Origin of the sequence: Streptohalobacillus salinus (assembly GCF_003201605.1) — a bacterium.
GTDB classification, from domain to species: Bacteria; Bacillota; Bacilli; order Bacillales; family Amphibacillaceae; genus Streptohalobacillus; species Streptohalobacillus salinus.
In genome coordinates this window covers 1-13,707 of record NZ_QJJR01000015.1, presented here as the reverse complement: position 1 = coordinate 13,707, position 13,707 = coordinate 1, and the positions used below count along the sequence as shown (strand labels likewise).

Here is a 13,707-nt window from a genome sequence, read left to right as displayed (position 1 = left end):
TAGTTAGGGAACAGAAAGGAGTGACCTAGATGATCACAAAGCCAGATAAAAACTTGGTACGTAAAAAAAGACATTTACGTGTACGTAAGAATCTTTTCGGTACTGCAGAACGTCCGCGTTTGAATGTATACCGTTCTAATAAAAACATCTACGCACAATTAATTGATGATGTAAATGGCGTTACTTTAGCAAGTGCTTCTACTGTTGATAAAGCTTTTAAAGGCGATGCAACAGGAAACGTTGAAGCTGCGAAGCAAGTCGGTACATTAGTTGCAGAACGTGCGCTAGAACAAGGCCACAAAAACGTGGTATTCGACCGTGGAGGCTATTTATATCACGGACGTATTCAAGCATTAGCAGATGCTGCCCGCGAGGCAGGTCTTGAATTTTAATCGCAAAAGGAGGGACATACATTGCGTACTCATATCGATCCAAACAATTTAGACTTAGAAGAACGCGTTGTTACAATCAACCGTGTAGCTAAAGTAGTAAAAGGTGGACGTCGTTTCCGTTTTGCTGCCTTAGTGGTTGTAGGAGATAAAAATGGTCACGTTGGCTTTGGTACTGGTAAAGCTCAAGAGGTTCCAGATGCCATTAGAAAAGCTATCGATGATGCAAAGAAAAACTTAATCGAAGTACCACGTGTAGGTACAACAACACCTCACGAGGTTATCGGACATTTTGGTGCGGGAAGCATCTTAATCAAGCCAGCTCCAGAAGGTACTGGAGTTATCGCTGGTGGACCAGTTCGTGCCGTATTAGAGTTAGCTGGTGTTGGTGATATCGTTTCAAAATCACTAGGTTCAAACACACCAATTAACATGGTGCGTGCAACTGTTCAAGGCTTAACTGAACTTAAACCTGCTGAGCATATTGCTAAATTACGCGGTAAATCAGTAGAAGAACTGTTAGGATAAGGAGGGAAATCACATGGCTAATAAGTTAGAAATTACCCTCACGCGCAGTGTTATCGGTAGAACTGAGACACAAAAGCAAACTGTTAAAGCTTTAGGCTTAAACAAAATCAATAAATCCGTTGTACGTGAAGATACACCTGCGGTAAGAGGTATCATTGGCAAAGTATCACACCTAGTAACGGTTAAAGAAGTATAATACATTTAGCGCAAAGAGGAGGTGCTCGCATGAAACTTCATGAATTGAAGCCATCACAAGCTCGCAAGAGCAGAAATCGTGTAGGTCGTGGAATGTCCTCTGGTAACGGTAAGACTTCAGGTCGCGGACATGGCGGTCAAAACTCTCGTTCTGGCGGCGGTACTCGCCCAGGGTTCGAAGGGGGCCAAATGCCTTTATTCCAACGTTTACCAAAACGCGGTTTTACAAATATCAATCGTAAAGAATTTGCTGTTATTAACCTATCAGCACTTAACAAATTTGAAGAAGGTACAGAAGTAACACCTGAGCTTTTACTTGAGACAGGTCTTGTAAGCAAGTTAAAAGCTGGCATTAAAGTTCTTGGAAACGGTTCGATTGAAAAGAAACTTACTGTAAAAGCTCACAAGTTCTCAGCTTCTGCTAAAGAAGCTATCGAGGCAGCGGGCGGTCAAACTGAGGTGATCTAATGTTCCAAACTATCTCCAATTTCTTTCGAGTGAAAGATATCAGAGACAAGATCGTGTTCACATTATTAATGCTAATTGTTTTTCGGGTTGGGACATTCATCCCAGTTCCGTTTACGGACCGAACTGCAATTGGTTTTATGAACGACTCGCAAAATGTGTTTGGGTTTCTAAACACATTTGGAGGCGGGGCATTACAAAACTTCTCCATTCTAGCAATGGGGATTATGCCTTATATTACAGCCTCGATTATTATGCAGTTGTTGCAAATGGACGTTGTTCCTAAATTCGCTGAGTGGAAAAAACAAGGTGAAGTAGGACGCCGTAAATTAGCGCAAGTCACACGTTATGCAACGATTGTTTTAGCGTTTATCCAAGCAATTGCAATGTCGGTTGGATTTAATGCAATGTCAGGTGGCGGTTTAATCCGTGATCCTGGTGTTGATAAGTTCTTAGTTATTGCGATCGTATTAACCGCTGGAACAGCGTTTTTAATGTGGTTAGGCGAACAAATTACTGCATATGGTGTTGGGAACGGCATATCAATTATTATCTTTGCAGGTATTGTTGCTGCTATTCCGAATACAATCAATCAAATTTATACGCAATACTTTGGCGGTAACGCTGGTGATGAATTATTCATTAATATCGTGATCGTAGCATTGATTGCATTAGTTGTATTAGGTGTTACAGTTGGTGTTATCTTCATCCAACAAGCAACACGGAAAATTCCCATTCAATATGCAAAGCGTTTAGTTAATCGTTCGCCAGTAGGTGGTCATTCGACTCACTTACCGTTGAAGGTAAATACTGCAGGTGTTATCCCTGTAATCTTTGCTGTGTCATTCATCATGGCACCACGTACGATTGCTAGTTTCTTTGACGGTGGATTTGCTGGAACGATTGAACGCATTTTTGATTATACGCAGCCAATTGGTATGGTTATCTATGTTGTTCTAATTATTGCCTTCGCTTATTTCTATACATTTGTTCAGTCAAACCCTGAACAAATGGCAGAGAACCTTAAAAAGCAAGGTGGATATATCCCTGGTATTCGACCTGGTAAGAAAACAGAAACGTATCTTACTCGCGTTTTATATCGCTTAACCTTTGTTGGTGCGATTTTCTTAGCTGCAGTTGCTGTCTTACCAATTATTCTCGGTGGGTTAGCTGGACTACCTCAATCGGTTCAAATTGGTGGAACAAGTATGCTGATCGTTGTTGGTGTAGCACTTCAAACAATGAAACAACTAGAAAGTCAACTAGTTAAGCGTCACTATAAAGGCTTTATTAAATAACCATAAACATCGATTTATGGAAATGAGATGAGAGCGAGGGGAATTGCAGTGAATTTAATTCTTATGGGTCTTCCTGGTGCAGGTAAAGGTACACAGGCTGAAAAGATAGTAGAGAAATATCAGATCCCTCATATTTCAACTGGAGATATGTTCCGTTCAGCAATCAAGGGTGGAACAGAGCTCGGTAAGAAAGCAAAGTCGTTTATGGACCAAGGTGAGCTTGTACCTGATGAAGTAACGATTGGGATTGTTAAAGAACGATTACAAAAACCGGATTGTGAAAAAGGATTCTTATTAGATGGATTTCCAAGAACAATTGCGCAAGCAGAAGCACTTGAAAATCTATTAACAGAACTTAATTCACCACTTGATTATGTTATTCATGTAAATGTACCAGAGGAAAAACTCGTTGATCGTTTAACCGGTCGTCGTGTCTGTCCTGAATGTGGTGCAACATATCATGTCATCTACAACCCACCAAAGGTTGAAGGTAAATGTGATCATGATGGAGCGACGCTTATTCAACGGAAAGATGATCAGGCTGAGACAGTTTCAAAACGTCTAGAAGTAAATGTTGCCCAACAGCAACCGTTACTAGACTTCTATCAAGACAAAAATTATCTTGTAACTGTAAATGGTGATCAAGACATCAATGACGTGTTTGTTGCAATCGATGAGAAACTACAAACACTAAAATAAGATGACATCGTGTGAAAGTTGCCACGAAATAACTCGCTTGATTTCGTGGTATGATTTGCACCAACGATATAGCAAGCATCAAAATGGTTGTGATGGAGCCTCAAGGTTCTATCCAATAACTAAGAAAACCAAGTGTGACGCCTATTTAAATAGTGGACGATTCACACGAAACATGATAGAATTAAAGCTTGTAAAAAACATGTTTTACAAAAGATAAGTTGGTTATGTCTTAATAACAAAAACTTAAGTGAAGGTGATCATGTTTGAATGATACGGAGTCGCGTCCCGAGATAGGTCAAGTAGTTCAAATATTCAAAGGACGAGAAGCAGGTCAATATGCCATCGTCATTAATATTGTTGATGACCGTTTTGTTCTGCTTGCAGATGGAGAAAAACGGAAGTATGACAGGCCAAAGAAGAAAAACTTAAGCCATGTGATACCGATGAATTTTATATCTCCTGAGGTTCAAAATAGCCTTCTAGAAACAGGTCGCGTTACAAATGGTAAGCTGCGGTTTGCTATATCAAAATTTGTCAATGAAGTAGTGACTGATTTGAAGAAGGGAGATCAACTCAATGGCCAAAGACGATGCAATTGAAGTAGAAGGTACTGTCACGGACACGTTACCTAATGCAATGTTCAAAGTTGAATTAGAGAATGGACATACCGTTTTAGCTCACGTTTCTGGAAAGATTCGTATGCACTTTATTCGGATTCTTCCAGGGGATAAAGTAACGGTTGAACTTTCTCCGTACGATTTAACAAGAGGGCGTATTACGTACCGTTATAAATAATGATAAGCTCCGAATATAGAGGAGGTATGGGTGATGAAGGTAAGACCATCTGTAAAACCAATATGCGAAAAATGTAAGGTTATTCGTCGTAACGGAAAAGTTATGGTAATTTGCGAAAACCCTAAGCATAAACAAAAACAAGGTTAATCAAGGAGGTGCAAGGCTAGAATGGCACGTATTGCAGGTATTGATGTTCCACGTGAGAAACGTGTAGTAATTTCATTAACTTATATTTATGGTGTTGGAAAAACTTCTGCTAAAGAAATTCTTAAAGAAGCAGGTGTATCTGAAGATACACGTGTTCGCGACTTAACTGAAGATGAGTTAACGCGTATTCGTACAGCAGTTGCTAATTATAATACCGAAGGTGATCTTCGTCGTGAAGTTTCACTTAACATTAAACGTCTAATCGAGATCGGTTCATATCGCGGTTTACGTCACCGTCGTGGTTTACCAGTTCGCGGACAGAAAACGAAAAACAACGCGCGTACTCGTAAAGGACCAAGCAGAACTATCGCTAACAAAAAGAAATAAGCATTAAAGGAGGTTTATGATTCTAATGGCTCGTAAAACGAATACACGTAAAAAACGTGTGAAAAAGAATATTGACACGGGTATTGCACATATCCGTTCAACTTTTAACAATACAATCGTCACAATTACAGATGTTCAAGGTAATGCAATTGCTTGGAGTAGTGCGGGAGCTTTAGGTTTTAGAGGTTCACGTAAATCTACACCATTTGCAGCGCAAATGGCAGCAGAAGCAGCAGCTAAATCAGCTCAAGAACATGGCATTAAATCATTACAAGTAACTGTAAAAGGTCCTGGCGCTGGACGTGAAGCAGCAATTCGTTCACTTCAAGCAGCAGGTATCGAAGTTACTGCCATTGTTGACGTAACACCAGTTCCTCACAATGGTTGTCGCCCACCAAAACGTCGCCGTGTATAATTTTATCCGTATAGACTAAAATGTCAGCTTATCTATGATGGATGATAAATGCTTAGAGTAGAACGACTTAAAGACGAAAAACTTTATTAGTTTTAATAAAGCACAAAACTGACAGAACTAAATATACGAATAAAAGATAGTGCAGATACGGGAACTGCCTACCTGAGGAATTTCGGTTAGACGGGTGTCTAACCGGGGTTTCGACGTTAAAAGGAGGGTTTTATTAATGATTGAAATCGAAAAACCGAAAATAGAAATTGTAGAAATCAATGACGATGCTACTTTTGGAAAGTTTGTCGTAGAACCACTAGAACGTGGATATGGGACTACACTAGGAAACTCCTTACGTCGTATTCTATTATCCTCACTTCCGGGTGCTGCAGTGACATCAGTCCAAATTGAAGGCGTCCTTCATGAATTCTCAACAATCGATGGTGTTGTTGAAGATGTAACCACAATTGTCTTAAACCTTAAAAAACTAGCGCTTAAAATCTATTCAGAAGAGCTTAAAACGTTAGAAATTGATGTTTCTGGTGAAGGTGTCGTTACAGCAGCAGACATTACTTATGATAGTGATGTGGAAATCCTTAATCCGGACTTGCATATCGCCACTTTAGGTGCCAACGCTAATTTACGCATGAAAATGACTGCAGAACGTGGTCGTGGTTACCGCCCGGCTGACGCTAACAATCATGATGATCAGCCAATTGGTGTTATTCCAATTGATTCGATCTTTACGCCAGTAACACGTTGTACATTCCAAGTTGAAAATACACGTGTGGGTCAGATGACTGATTTCGATAAATTAACACTTGATGTGTGGACAGACGGAAGCATTCGCCCAGAAGAAGCTACTTCTTTAGGTGCGAAAATTTTCACTGAGCACTTAAACATCTTTGTTGGTTTAACTGATGAAGCACAACATGCGGAAATCATGATCGAAAAAGAAGAAGACCAAAAAGAAAAAGTACTTGAAATGACTATAGAAGAATTAGATTTATCTGTACGTTCTTATAACTGCTTGAAACGCGCAGGCATTAACACTGTTCAAGAACTTGCAAATAAATCTGAAGATGATATGATGAAAGTTCGCAACTTAGGTCGCAAATCACTTGAAGAAGTGAAGCATAAGTTAGATGACTTAGGGCTAGGTCTGCGTAAAGAAGATTAGTCATATTACCTTTACTAGATTTCGGAAAAAGGAGGGATAATCGATGGCTAGAAAATTAGGAAGAACAACAGATGCTCGTATGGCATTGTTAAGAAACCTTGCAACTGACTTGATTATTCATGAACGCATTGAAACAACAGAAGCGAAAGCTAAAGATCTACGTTCAGTAGTTGAAAAAATGATTACTTTAGGTAAACGTGGTGACCTTCATGCTCGCCGCCAAGCAGCAGCATTTCTATACAGAAAAGAAGCTAGCGAAACTGAAGATGTAATTCAAAAACTTTTCAATGATGTCGCTAAACGTTACGAAGACCGTCAAGGCGGTTACACACGTGTCCTTAAAGTTGGACCACGTAAAGGTGACGGAGCTAACATGGCGATTATTGAGTTAGTCTAACTTAATAATATGAATGAAGGGCAGGACGATGTCTCTATACAGAGGTGACTCCAAGCCCTTTTTTTGTATCGTCATCACATATATAAAGAATCATAACGCTACTTAACAGCGCTTATTTAGCTACCCAAAGCTTAATGGCATTCGGTTAGTAGTTTTTTTGGATTTATTAGGTTTACCGTTGATCAATTTAGTACTTGTACACACGCAAATGCAAGCTGGTGTGGTAAAATAAGCAATTAGAGATAGACGTGAAAATCTTTCGATTATTTCCTAAAGAGTGATGATTTCCTGGGAAATAAATTGATGGCGTTGGGGGAGAAATGTATGCAAGAAAATCAAATTGTTTTCAAAAATGTATCCTTTCGGTATCAAGAAGACCAACCATGGGTACTTAAAAATGTAAGTTTTTCCATTCAATCCGATGAGTGGGTTGCAATTTTAGGACATAATGGTTCTGGTAAATCAACGATTGCTAAATTGATGAACGGTTTACTCTTTCCGGACCAAGGGGAAATTTTTGTCCATGGTATTGAAGTGACGCCTGAAACGATTTGGGACGTACGAGCGAAGGTTGGCATGGTCTTTCAAAATCCTGATAATCAATTCGTAGGGACCACGGTAAGAGACGACGTCGCCTTTGGTCTGGAAAACCGTGGGGTTGACCGGTTAGTGATGATTAAGCGCATAAAAGAAAGTCTAGAAGCCGTTAGCATGGAAGATTACCTCTTACATGAACCGCACCGGTTATCAGGTGGGCAGAAGCAGCGGGTTGCGATTGCAGGTGTATTAGCCATTCAACCGGATCTAATTATTCTAGATGAAGCTACGGCGATGCTCGATCCCCGTGGGCGTAAAGAAATCATTTCGACAGTAAATAATTTACGGGTTGAAACAAGAGTTAATCTTGTCACAATTACCCATGATTTAAATGAAATTGTTGATGCGGATCGGGTTATTGTAATGAATGAGGGTGAAGTATGGATTGAGACAAGCCCACGTGAGTTATTTGCCAAGGAGACAGAGCTAAGAACAATCGGGCTCGATGTCCCGTTTGTCGCAAAGGTAACCAATCGGTTGAAAGATACCGTTGAATTTAGTGAACAGCCATTAAGACAAAAGGAGCTAATTGATACATTATGGACATTTCATTCACAGACGTAAGTCATATTTATCAACAAAATAGCCCTTTTGAATACCATGCTTTAAAGGACTTGAGCTTTTCTATTCCGAGTGGAAAGTTTGTCGCAATTGTTGGTCACACAGGCTCAGGTAAGTCAACACTCATTCAACATTTGAATGGTTTACTCCGTCCAACAAAAGGGACAATTGAAATAGGTGATTACCGTTTGATTGCTGGTGAAAAACCTAAAGAAATAAAAGGGTTGCGAAAAAAAGTCGGCGTTGTCTTTCAATATCCGGAGCACCAATTGTTTGAAGAAACCATTGCTAAGGATATCGCATTTGGCCCAAAAAACTTCGGCGCAACAGATGAAGAAATAGCAGAGCGAATTCCAGAAGTAATGCGTGCGGTAAACCTGAGTGAAACACTACTGGAACGTTCACCATTCGATTTAAGTGGGGGGCAAATGCGGCGCGTTGCCATCGCTGGGGTGTTGGCGATGAACCCAGAGGTACTGGTTCTTGATGAGCCTACCGCAGGTTTAGATCCGAAAGGCCAACAAGAGATTATGGATATGTTTTATCAGTTGCATCATGATAAGGGTCTAACGACGATTTTGGTGACGCATAGTATGGAAGATGCCCTTAAATATGCTGAGCACGTCATTATTCTTGAAGGTGGAAGAAAACACCTTGAAGGAGATGTTGGTGAGGTCTTTACTCAGAAACAAACGTTAAAGGAAGTCCAGTTAGATGTACCCGAAGTGATACAGTTTTTGATGGACCTAGATGAACGGATGGGTATTCGGATTCCATATGAAAAACAGACGATTGATGTGTTGTCTAATCAGATTAAACAGCACTTGAAAGCGAGGCGATAACATGGCGAGTTCCTTAATCATTGGTCAGTATGTACCAGAAGAGTCAGTGGTACATAAATTAGATCCAAGAACAAAAATCGTGATGATCTTTGCTTTTGTTATTTTCGTCTTCTTTGCGAACAATGGATGGAGTTACCTCTGGTTGACTGCATTTAGTATTGGAGCTGCCTTATCGACAAAAATCAAATTGCGCTATATTGCGAGGGGATTAAAACCGGTCTGGTTTTTAATTGTTTTTACTTTTCTGTTACATTTATTCGTAACGAGAGAAGGCGATGTGCTTTTTGATATTATCGGCTTTCCCATCTACACTGGCGCACTGATTCAAGGGGTGCAAATTTCTATGCGCTTTTTCTTATTAATTCTGGTAACTTCGATGTTGACGTTGACGACAACACCCATTGAAATTACAGATGCGATTGAGACACTGCTTCACCCATTAAAGAAAGTGAAATTTCCTGTCCATGAATTAGCATTAATGATGTCGATTTCACTGCGGTTTATTCCAACCCTGATGCAGGAAACGGAAAAAATATCAAAAGCTCAAGCATCTCGAGGCGTAGACTTTAGGACAGGGCCTTTAAAAGAGCGTATACAGGCGGTTGTGCCCTTGTTGGTCCCATTGTTTGTTAGTGCGTTTAAACGCGCTGAGGAGCTTGCTATGGCTATGGAAGCCCGTGGCTATAAAGGCGGCGAAGGCAGGTCGAAATTGCGTGAACTCGAAGTAAGAGCGCGTGATTATTTAGCAGTCGTTGTGTTCATCTTGATGATTGTCGGCCTCTTTTTGCTTAGAGATATGTAGTAAAGGATGAAGGTTTATGCGTTACTTAGTTACTGTAAGTTATGATGGCACGCATTATCATGGCTATCAAATTCAACCGAACCACGTTACGATTCAATCCAAGATTGAATCGGCGTTATCAAGGATTCATAAAGGTGAACGTGTAAACATTGTTGCTTCTGGTCGAACAGACAGCGGTGTTCATGCACTTGGTCAAGCCTTTCACTTTGATAGTGAATTAAGGTTACCGACTGAAAACTGGAAGTTAGCGTTGAATGCACATTTACCAGATGATATTGTCGTTCAAGCTGTCCAAAGCGTTGATGATCATTTTCATGCTCGTTATCATGTGATCGAAAAAGGGTATGAATATCGGATCTATAATCATCCAGATAGAGATCCCTTTCGACGTTATTATGCGCTCTATATAAAAGAGCCATTAGATATTAAAAGGATGCAGGAAGCACTGAACCTGTTGATAGGTACGCATGATTTCACAGCTTTTTGTTCATCAAAGAGTACAGTAAAGGGTGATAAAATACGGACGATTTTTTCGGCTGAGGTCGTTATTGAAGAACCACTCGTCAAAGTGCGAATCAATGGGAGTGGCTTTCTATACAATATGGTGCGAATCATTATCGGAACACTCGTTGATATTGGTCGTCATCGGAAAGATCCAGCTATTTTTCAGCAAGCCTTAGACACCTTAGACCGAAGTAAACTAGGGAAAACAGCCTCCCCTTCGGGTCTTTATTTACACCACGTCAACTACTGACGGCACTTTTTTTGAAAAAACAACGGTTCCGGGCGAACAGCTATTGACTTTTCGTGATATTTATTATAAGATGGTCTATGGCATTTTATTTCTATACCACGATTAGCCCCGGAAAGTTAATTGTGTAGAATATAAGATCAAACCAATCAAATTGGACTAACTATTTTGGACTAAGAAACATATACAGGAGGGTAATTAATATGCGCACAACTTTCATGGCAAATGAAAGCAACATTGAACGTAAATGGCTTGTAGTTGATGCTGATGGTCAAACGCTTGGTCGTTTAGCAAGTGAAGTAGCAGCCATCCTTCGCGGTAAGCACAAAGCAACATTCACACCACATGTGGATACTGGTGATCACGTTATCATCATTAACGCGGAGAAAATCAGACTTACAGGTAACAAATTAAATGACAAAATGTACTACCGTCACTCAAACCACCCAGGTGGGCTTAAGAGCCGTACAGCTGGAGAAATGCGTGAAAACTACTCAGAAAAAATGTTAGAACTAACAATTAAAGGCATGCTTCCAAAAGGTAGCTTAGGCCGTCAAATGGGTAAAAAATTACACGTATTCCGTGGCGCAGAGCACAAACACGAAGCACAAAAACCAGAAGTTTACGAACTTCGCGGATAATTAAAAGGAGGTTATGAATAGTGGCACAAGTACAATACTATGGCACAGGACGACGTAAAAGTTCAACAGCTCGCGTACGTTTAGTACCCGGCACTGGACAAATTATAGTAAATAAACGTGATGCGGAAGCTTATTTCCCATATGAGACTCTACGTACAATTATTAAACAACCTTTAGTATCAACCGAAACTGAAGGTACTTACGATGTATTGGTTAACGTACATGGTGGTGGATTCACAGGACAAGCAGGTGCAATCCGTCACGGTGTAGCACGTGCATTGTTAGAAGTAGATCCAGAATACCGTGGAACACTTAAGAGCGCTGGCTTCTTAACTCGTGATTCACGTATGAAAGAACGTAAAAAACCAGGTCTTAAAGGCGCACGTCGTGCACCACAATTCTCAAAACGTTAATCTTTTGCGAATATTTAAAAAGAATCTCTTCTCGAAGGGGTTCTTTTTTTTGTGTGAAAGCCTTATAATGGTGACTGTTGTATGGTATAGAATCAAGATTTAAAATCATCTGAGACTAGTTCGATGAGCTATTCAACGTCGCTATCTATCGATGATACGTGGAGGTGTAAGAGAGTGAATAAACGCTGGACCATTGAAAAAATAAATGACTTTGTTGAGAAGAATTCTGATAGTAAGTTGTTGTCTACTGAGTATCATGGTTTTTCACAGAAGTTATTATTTAAGTGTGCATGTGGCAATAACTTTGAGAAAACATTTACGAAGTTCAAAGAAAAAAACCAACGGACATGTGGTGAGTGCTAGTCAATAGGTTTATCGAATAAGCGCGAATCCCTTTTCTTTTAAAGAAAAGGGATTCGTTTTTTGGTTTTATTTGTTTTTATGATGAAAAGACAAGGAGATGTAAGCTAGCTGTTTTTGAGAATGTTTAACAATTGATGCGGGTGGGTAAACATTTATTAACAACTAAAAAAGGAGTGGATGTATGATGGCAGAACAAGAAGGCTTAAGTGATAAAGTGAAAAGTGCAATAAATAAAGCAAAAGGAGAAGTCAAGGATCAGGTAGGGAATGCGAAAAACGATCCAAAACTTCAAGCCGAAGGTAAAGTAGACAAGACAAAAGGTGACATTCAAGAAAAAGTTGCTGAAAAAAAAGCTGATAGAGATAATGATGAACAATAAGTGAAAGAGTCATGGTCCTTCGTGACTCTTTTTTGTATGGATTAAATAACTAAGTCGAGATGATTATTAGTACGGCACTAATTAAATCTAAATGGGAATGTATCAAAGTAATCATAGAATTTATGTTGTTTAAGAATTGCTTGAAAGGTTATATAGAAAGGTAAGAAGCGATATTGTGCGTAAAAGTGCTTAAATATCGTTTAGTAAGGTATGAGAATAAGTAAATGAGGTGGGAAAATGGATAAACATGAGCAGCATGACCATCACAAAGACCAGGAAAATCATGAACATGGCAAGCATCAAGGGCACGATCATAGTCATATGATCGATGACTTTAAAAAACGCTTTTATATTTCGACGGTTGTAACGATACCAATCTTGATTCTTTCACCGCTAATTCAATCATTTTTAAATGTGGATTGGCGCTTTACGGGCGATATGTATCTTTTATTTATCCTGTCTACCTTTGTTTTCTTCTACGGTGGTATGCCGTTTCTGAAAGGGGCGAAGGATGAGTTAAAAGATAAAAATCCAGGCATGATGACTTTAATTGCTTTAGCGATTGTGGTTGCCTACGGTTATAGTTCCCTGACCGTCTTTGGTTTACCGGGGAGTAACTTTTTCTGGGAGTTAGCGACACTTATCGATATTATGCTTTTAGGACACTGGATTGAGATGCGTTCTGTGATGAGTGCTTCCAATGCACTGGAAGAATTGGTCAAGTTAATGCCCTCTGAGGCACACCTGATCGATGAAGAGGGAAACGTTAAAGAGGTACCCATTCAAGAATTAACCAAAGGAAATCGAGTTCTCGTGAAACCGGGTGAAAAAATACCGGTCGATGGGTTGATTGAAAAAGGCCAGTCTGCGGTTGATGAATCGATGTTGACGGGTGAATCGGTGCCCGTTGAAAAAAACATCGATGATGAAGTTATCGGTGGGGCAGTTAATGGCGAAGGTTCTTTAACGATTTCAGTAGTCAAAACAGGTGAAGAAAGTTACTTATCTCAAGTTGTGACGATGGTGAAGGAAGCGCAGGAATCGAAATCAAAAACACAAGACTTATCTAACCGTGCGGCAAAATGGCTGTTTTACCTTGCCTTAGCTGCTGGTTTAGTAACGCTAGTGGTTTGGTTGTCGCTCGGTTACACCTTTAATTATGCGCTTGAGCGCATGGTAACCGTCATGGTTATTACTTGTCCACACGCTTTAGGCCTTGCGATGCCACTGGTTGTTGCGCGCTCGACAGCACTGGCGGCTAAACGGGGCTTATTAATTCGAAACCGCGTGAGCTTTGAAGAGGCAAGAAAGTTACAGTCGGTGGTCTTTGATAAAACGGGCACCTTAACAGAAGGCGCCTTCGGCATTACCGATGTCCACATTGTCGATGGCTTCGAAGAAGCGGATGTTTTAGCGCTGGCTGCCTCGTTAGAACAAGAGTCAGAACATCCAATTGCCCGTGGAATTGTGGA

General features: G+C 40.1%; 22 protein-coding genes. All 22 read left to right on the top strand.

The genetic code is table 11. From position 1 onward, the window contains the following. Positions 1–29 precede the first annotated feature (29 nt). Positions 30–392, top strand: a complete 363-nt coding sequence (gene rplR / locus DES38_RS10300; RefSeq protein WP_110252027.1) for a 50S ribosomal protein L18 — start codon at positions 30–32, stop codon at positions 390–392. Positions 393–413: 21 nt separating this feature from the next. Further along, positions 414–917: a 30S ribosomal protein S5 gene (gene rpsE / locus DES38_RS10295; protein WP_110252026.1), complete on the top strand. Its 504-nt coding sequence runs from the start codon at positions 414–416 to the stop codon at positions 915–917. A 13-nt stretch (positions 918–930) separates the two neighbouring features. Then, entirely contained in the window at positions 931–1,113 is a 183-nt protein-coding gene (rpmD, locus tag DES38_RS10290; protein ID WP_110252025.1) for a 50S ribosomal protein L30, read from the top strand. Positions 1,114–1,142: 29 nt separating this feature from the next. Then, positions 1,143–1,580, top strand: a complete 438-nt coding sequence (gene rplO / locus DES38_RS10285; RefSeq protein WP_110252024.1) for a 50S ribosomal protein L15 — start codon at positions 1,143–1,145, stop codon at positions 1,578–1,580. Beyond that, positions 1,580–2,875, top strand: a complete 1,296-nt coding sequence (gene secY, locus DES38_RS10280) for a preprotein translocase subunit SecY (RefSeq protein WP_110252023.1) — start codon at positions 1,580–1,582, stop codon at positions 2,873–2,875. The genes rplO and secY overlap by 1 nt, the downstream gene beginning before the upstream one ends. 48 nt (positions 2,876–2,923) lie before the next feature. Next, complete coding sequence (locus DES38_RS10275) at positions 2,924–3,574, top strand: adenylate kinase (RefSeq protein ID WP_110252022.1); 651 nt, start codon at positions 2,924–2,926, stop codon at positions 3,572–3,574. A 263-nt stretch (positions 3,575–3,837) separates the two neighbouring features. After that, positions 3,838–4,173: a KOW domain-containing RNA-binding protein gene (locus DES38_RS10270; RefSeq protein ID WP_110252021.1), complete on the top strand. Its 336-nt coding sequence runs from the start codon at positions 3,838–3,840 to the stop codon at positions 4,171–4,173. Next, entirely contained in the window at positions 4,151–4,369 is a 219-nt protein-coding gene (gene infA, locus DES38_RS10265; protein ID WP_003464670.1) for a translation initiation factor IF-1, read from the top strand. The genes DES38_RS10270 and infA overlap by 23 nt, the downstream gene beginning before the upstream one ends. Positions 4,370–4,402: 33 nt before the next feature. Beyond that, positions 4,403–4,516, top strand: coding sequence for a 50S ribosomal protein L36 (rpmJ, locus tag DES38_RS10260; protein ID WP_017473641.1), 114 nt, complete (start codon positions 4,403–4,405; stop codon positions 4,514–4,516). Between the two features lie 21 nt (positions 4,517–4,537). Continuing rightward, a complete protein-coding gene (gene rpsM / locus DES38_RS10255; protein WP_110252020.1) occupies positions 4,538–4,903 on the top strand; it encodes a 30S ribosomal protein S13 in 366 nt (121 codons plus the stop codon). Positions 4,904–4,928: 25 nt separating this feature from the next. Then, positions 4,929–5,318 carry a 30S ribosomal protein S11 gene (gene rpsK, locus DES38_RS10250; RefSeq protein WP_110252019.1) on the top strand — a complete coding sequence of 130 codons (390 nt, stop codon included), beginning with the start codon at positions 4,929–4,931 and terminating at the stop codon, positions 5,316–5,318. A 226-nt stretch (positions 5,319–5,544) separates the two neighbouring features. Next, positions 5,545–6,489: a DNA-directed RNA polymerase subunit alpha gene (locus DES38_RS10245; RefSeq protein ID WP_110252018.1), complete on the top strand. Its 945-nt coding sequence runs from the start codon at positions 5,545–5,547 to the stop codon at positions 6,487–6,489. Positions 6,490–6,532: 43 nt separating this feature from the next. Continuing rightward, positions 6,533–6,886, top strand: coding sequence for a 50S ribosomal protein L17 (rplQ, locus tag DES38_RS10240; protein WP_110252017.1), 354 nt, complete (start codon positions 6,533–6,535; stop codon positions 6,884–6,886). Between the two features lie 324 nt (positions 6,887–7,210). Beyond that, positions 7,211–8,047 (top strand): energy-coupling factor ABC transporter ATP-binding protein, encoded by an 837-nt coding sequence (locus DES38_RS10235; protein WP_110252016.1) that lies wholly within the window; start codon positions 7,211–7,213, stop codon positions 8,045–8,047. Beyond that, complete coding sequence (locus DES38_RS10230; RefSeq protein WP_110252015.1) at positions 8,023–8,886, top strand: energy-coupling factor ABC transporter ATP-binding protein; 864 nt, start codon at positions 8,023–8,025, stop codon at positions 8,884–8,886. The genes DES38_RS10235 and DES38_RS10230 overlap by 25 nt, the downstream gene beginning before the upstream one ends. 1 nt (position 8,887) lies before the next feature. Then, complete coding sequence (locus DES38_RS10225; RefSeq protein WP_110252014.1) at positions 8,888–9,688, top strand: energy-coupling factor transporter transmembrane component T family protein; 801 nt, start codon at positions 8,888–8,890, stop codon at positions 9,686–9,688. A gap of 16 nt (positions 9,689–9,704) precedes the next feature. Beyond that, on the top strand, positions 9,705–10,442 hold the full coding sequence (truA, locus tag DES38_RS10220; RefSeq protein WP_110252013.1) for a tRNA pseudouridine(38-40) synthase TruA: 738 nt from the start codon (positions 9,705–9,707) through the stop codon (positions 10,440–10,442). A gap of 200 nt (positions 10,443–10,642) precedes the next feature. Further along, entirely contained in the window at positions 10,643–11,080 is a 438-nt protein-coding gene (gene rplM, locus DES38_RS10215) for a 50S ribosomal protein L13 (protein WP_110252012.1), read from the top strand. 20 nt (positions 11,081–11,100) lie between these two features. After that, positions 11,101–11,493: a 30S ribosomal protein S9 gene (gene rpsI, locus DES38_RS10210; protein ID WP_110252011.1), complete on the top strand. Its 393-nt coding sequence runs from the start codon at positions 11,101–11,103 to the stop codon at positions 11,491–11,493. Positions 11,494–11,667: 174 nt separating this feature from the next. Further along, positions 11,668–11,856 (top strand): hypothetical protein, encoded by a 189-nt coding sequence (locus DES38_RS10205; RefSeq protein WP_110252010.1) that lies wholly within the window; start codon positions 11,668–11,670, stop codon positions 11,854–11,856. Between the two features lie 184 nt (positions 11,857–12,040). Beyond that, complete coding sequence (locus DES38_RS10200; protein WP_110252009.1) at positions 12,041–12,235, top strand: CsbD family protein; 195 nt, start codon at positions 12,041–12,043, stop codon at positions 12,233–12,235. A gap of 237 nt (positions 12,236–12,472) precedes the next feature. Continuing rightward, positions 12,473–13,707: HAD-IC family P-type ATPase (locus DES38_RS10195; RefSeq protein ID WP_146206375.1), on the top strand; the 1,235-nt coding region annotated here is incomplete at its 3' end.

Bases quoted from the DNA above. Each gene is read 5' to 3' on its own strand.
- rplR (WP_110252027.1), top strand. From the start codon at position 30: ATGATCACAAAGCCAGATAAAAACTTGGTACGTAAAAAAAGACATTTA.
- rpmD (WP_110252025.1), top strand. From the start codon at position 931: ATGGCTAATAAGTTAGAAATTACCCTCACGCGCAGTGTTATCGGTAGA.
- rplO (WP_110252024.1), top strand. From the start codon at position 1,143: ATGAAACTTCATGAATTGAAGCCATCACAAGCTCGCAAGAGCAGAAAT.
- secY (WP_110252023.1), top strand. From the start codon at position 1,580: ATGTTCCAAACTATCTCCAATTTCTTTCGAGTGAAAGATATCAGAGAC.
- infA (WP_003464670.1), top strand. From the start codon at position 4,151: ATGGCCAAAGACGATGCAATTGAAGTAGAAGGTACTGTCACGGACACG.
- rpmJ (WP_017473641.1), top strand. From the start codon at position 4,403: ATGAAGGTAAGACCATCTGTAAAACCAATATGCGAAAAATGTAAGGTT.
- rpsM (WP_110252020.1), top strand. From the start codon at position 4,538: ATGGCACGTATTGCAGGTATTGATGTTCCACGTGAGAAACGTGTAGTA.
- rpsK (WP_110252019.1), top strand. From the start codon at position 4,929: ATGGCTCGTAAAACGAATACACGTAAAAAACGTGTGAAAAAGAATATT.
- DES38_RS10245 (WP_110252018.1), top strand. From the start codon at position 5,545: ATGATTGAAATCGAAAAACCGAAAATAGAAATTGTAGAAATCAATGAC.
- rplQ (WP_110252017.1), top strand. From the start codon at position 6,533: ATGGCTAGAAAATTAGGAAGAACAACAGATGCTCGTATGGCATTGTTA.
- DES38_RS10235 (WP_110252016.1), top strand. From the start codon at position 7,211: ATGCAAGAAAATCAAATTGTTTTCAAAAATGTATCCTTTCGGTATCAA.
- DES38_RS10230 (WP_110252015.1), top strand. From the start codon at position 8,023: ATGGACATTTCATTCACAGACGTAAGTCATATTTATCAACAAAATAGC.
- DES38_RS10225 (WP_110252014.1), top strand. From the start codon at position 8,888: ATGGCGAGTTCCTTAATCATTGGTCAGTATGTACCAGAAGAGTCAGTG.
- truA (WP_110252013.1), top strand. From the start codon at position 9,705: ATGCGTTACTTAGTTACTGTAAGTTATGATGGCACGCATTATCATGGC.
- rplM (WP_110252012.1), top strand. From the start codon at position 10,643: ATGCGCACAACTTTCATGGCAAATGAAAGCAACATTGAACGTAAATGG.
- DES38_RS10200 (WP_110252009.1), top strand. From the start codon at position 12,041: ATGGCAGAACAAGAAGGCTTAAGTGATAAAGTGAAAAGTGCAATAAAT.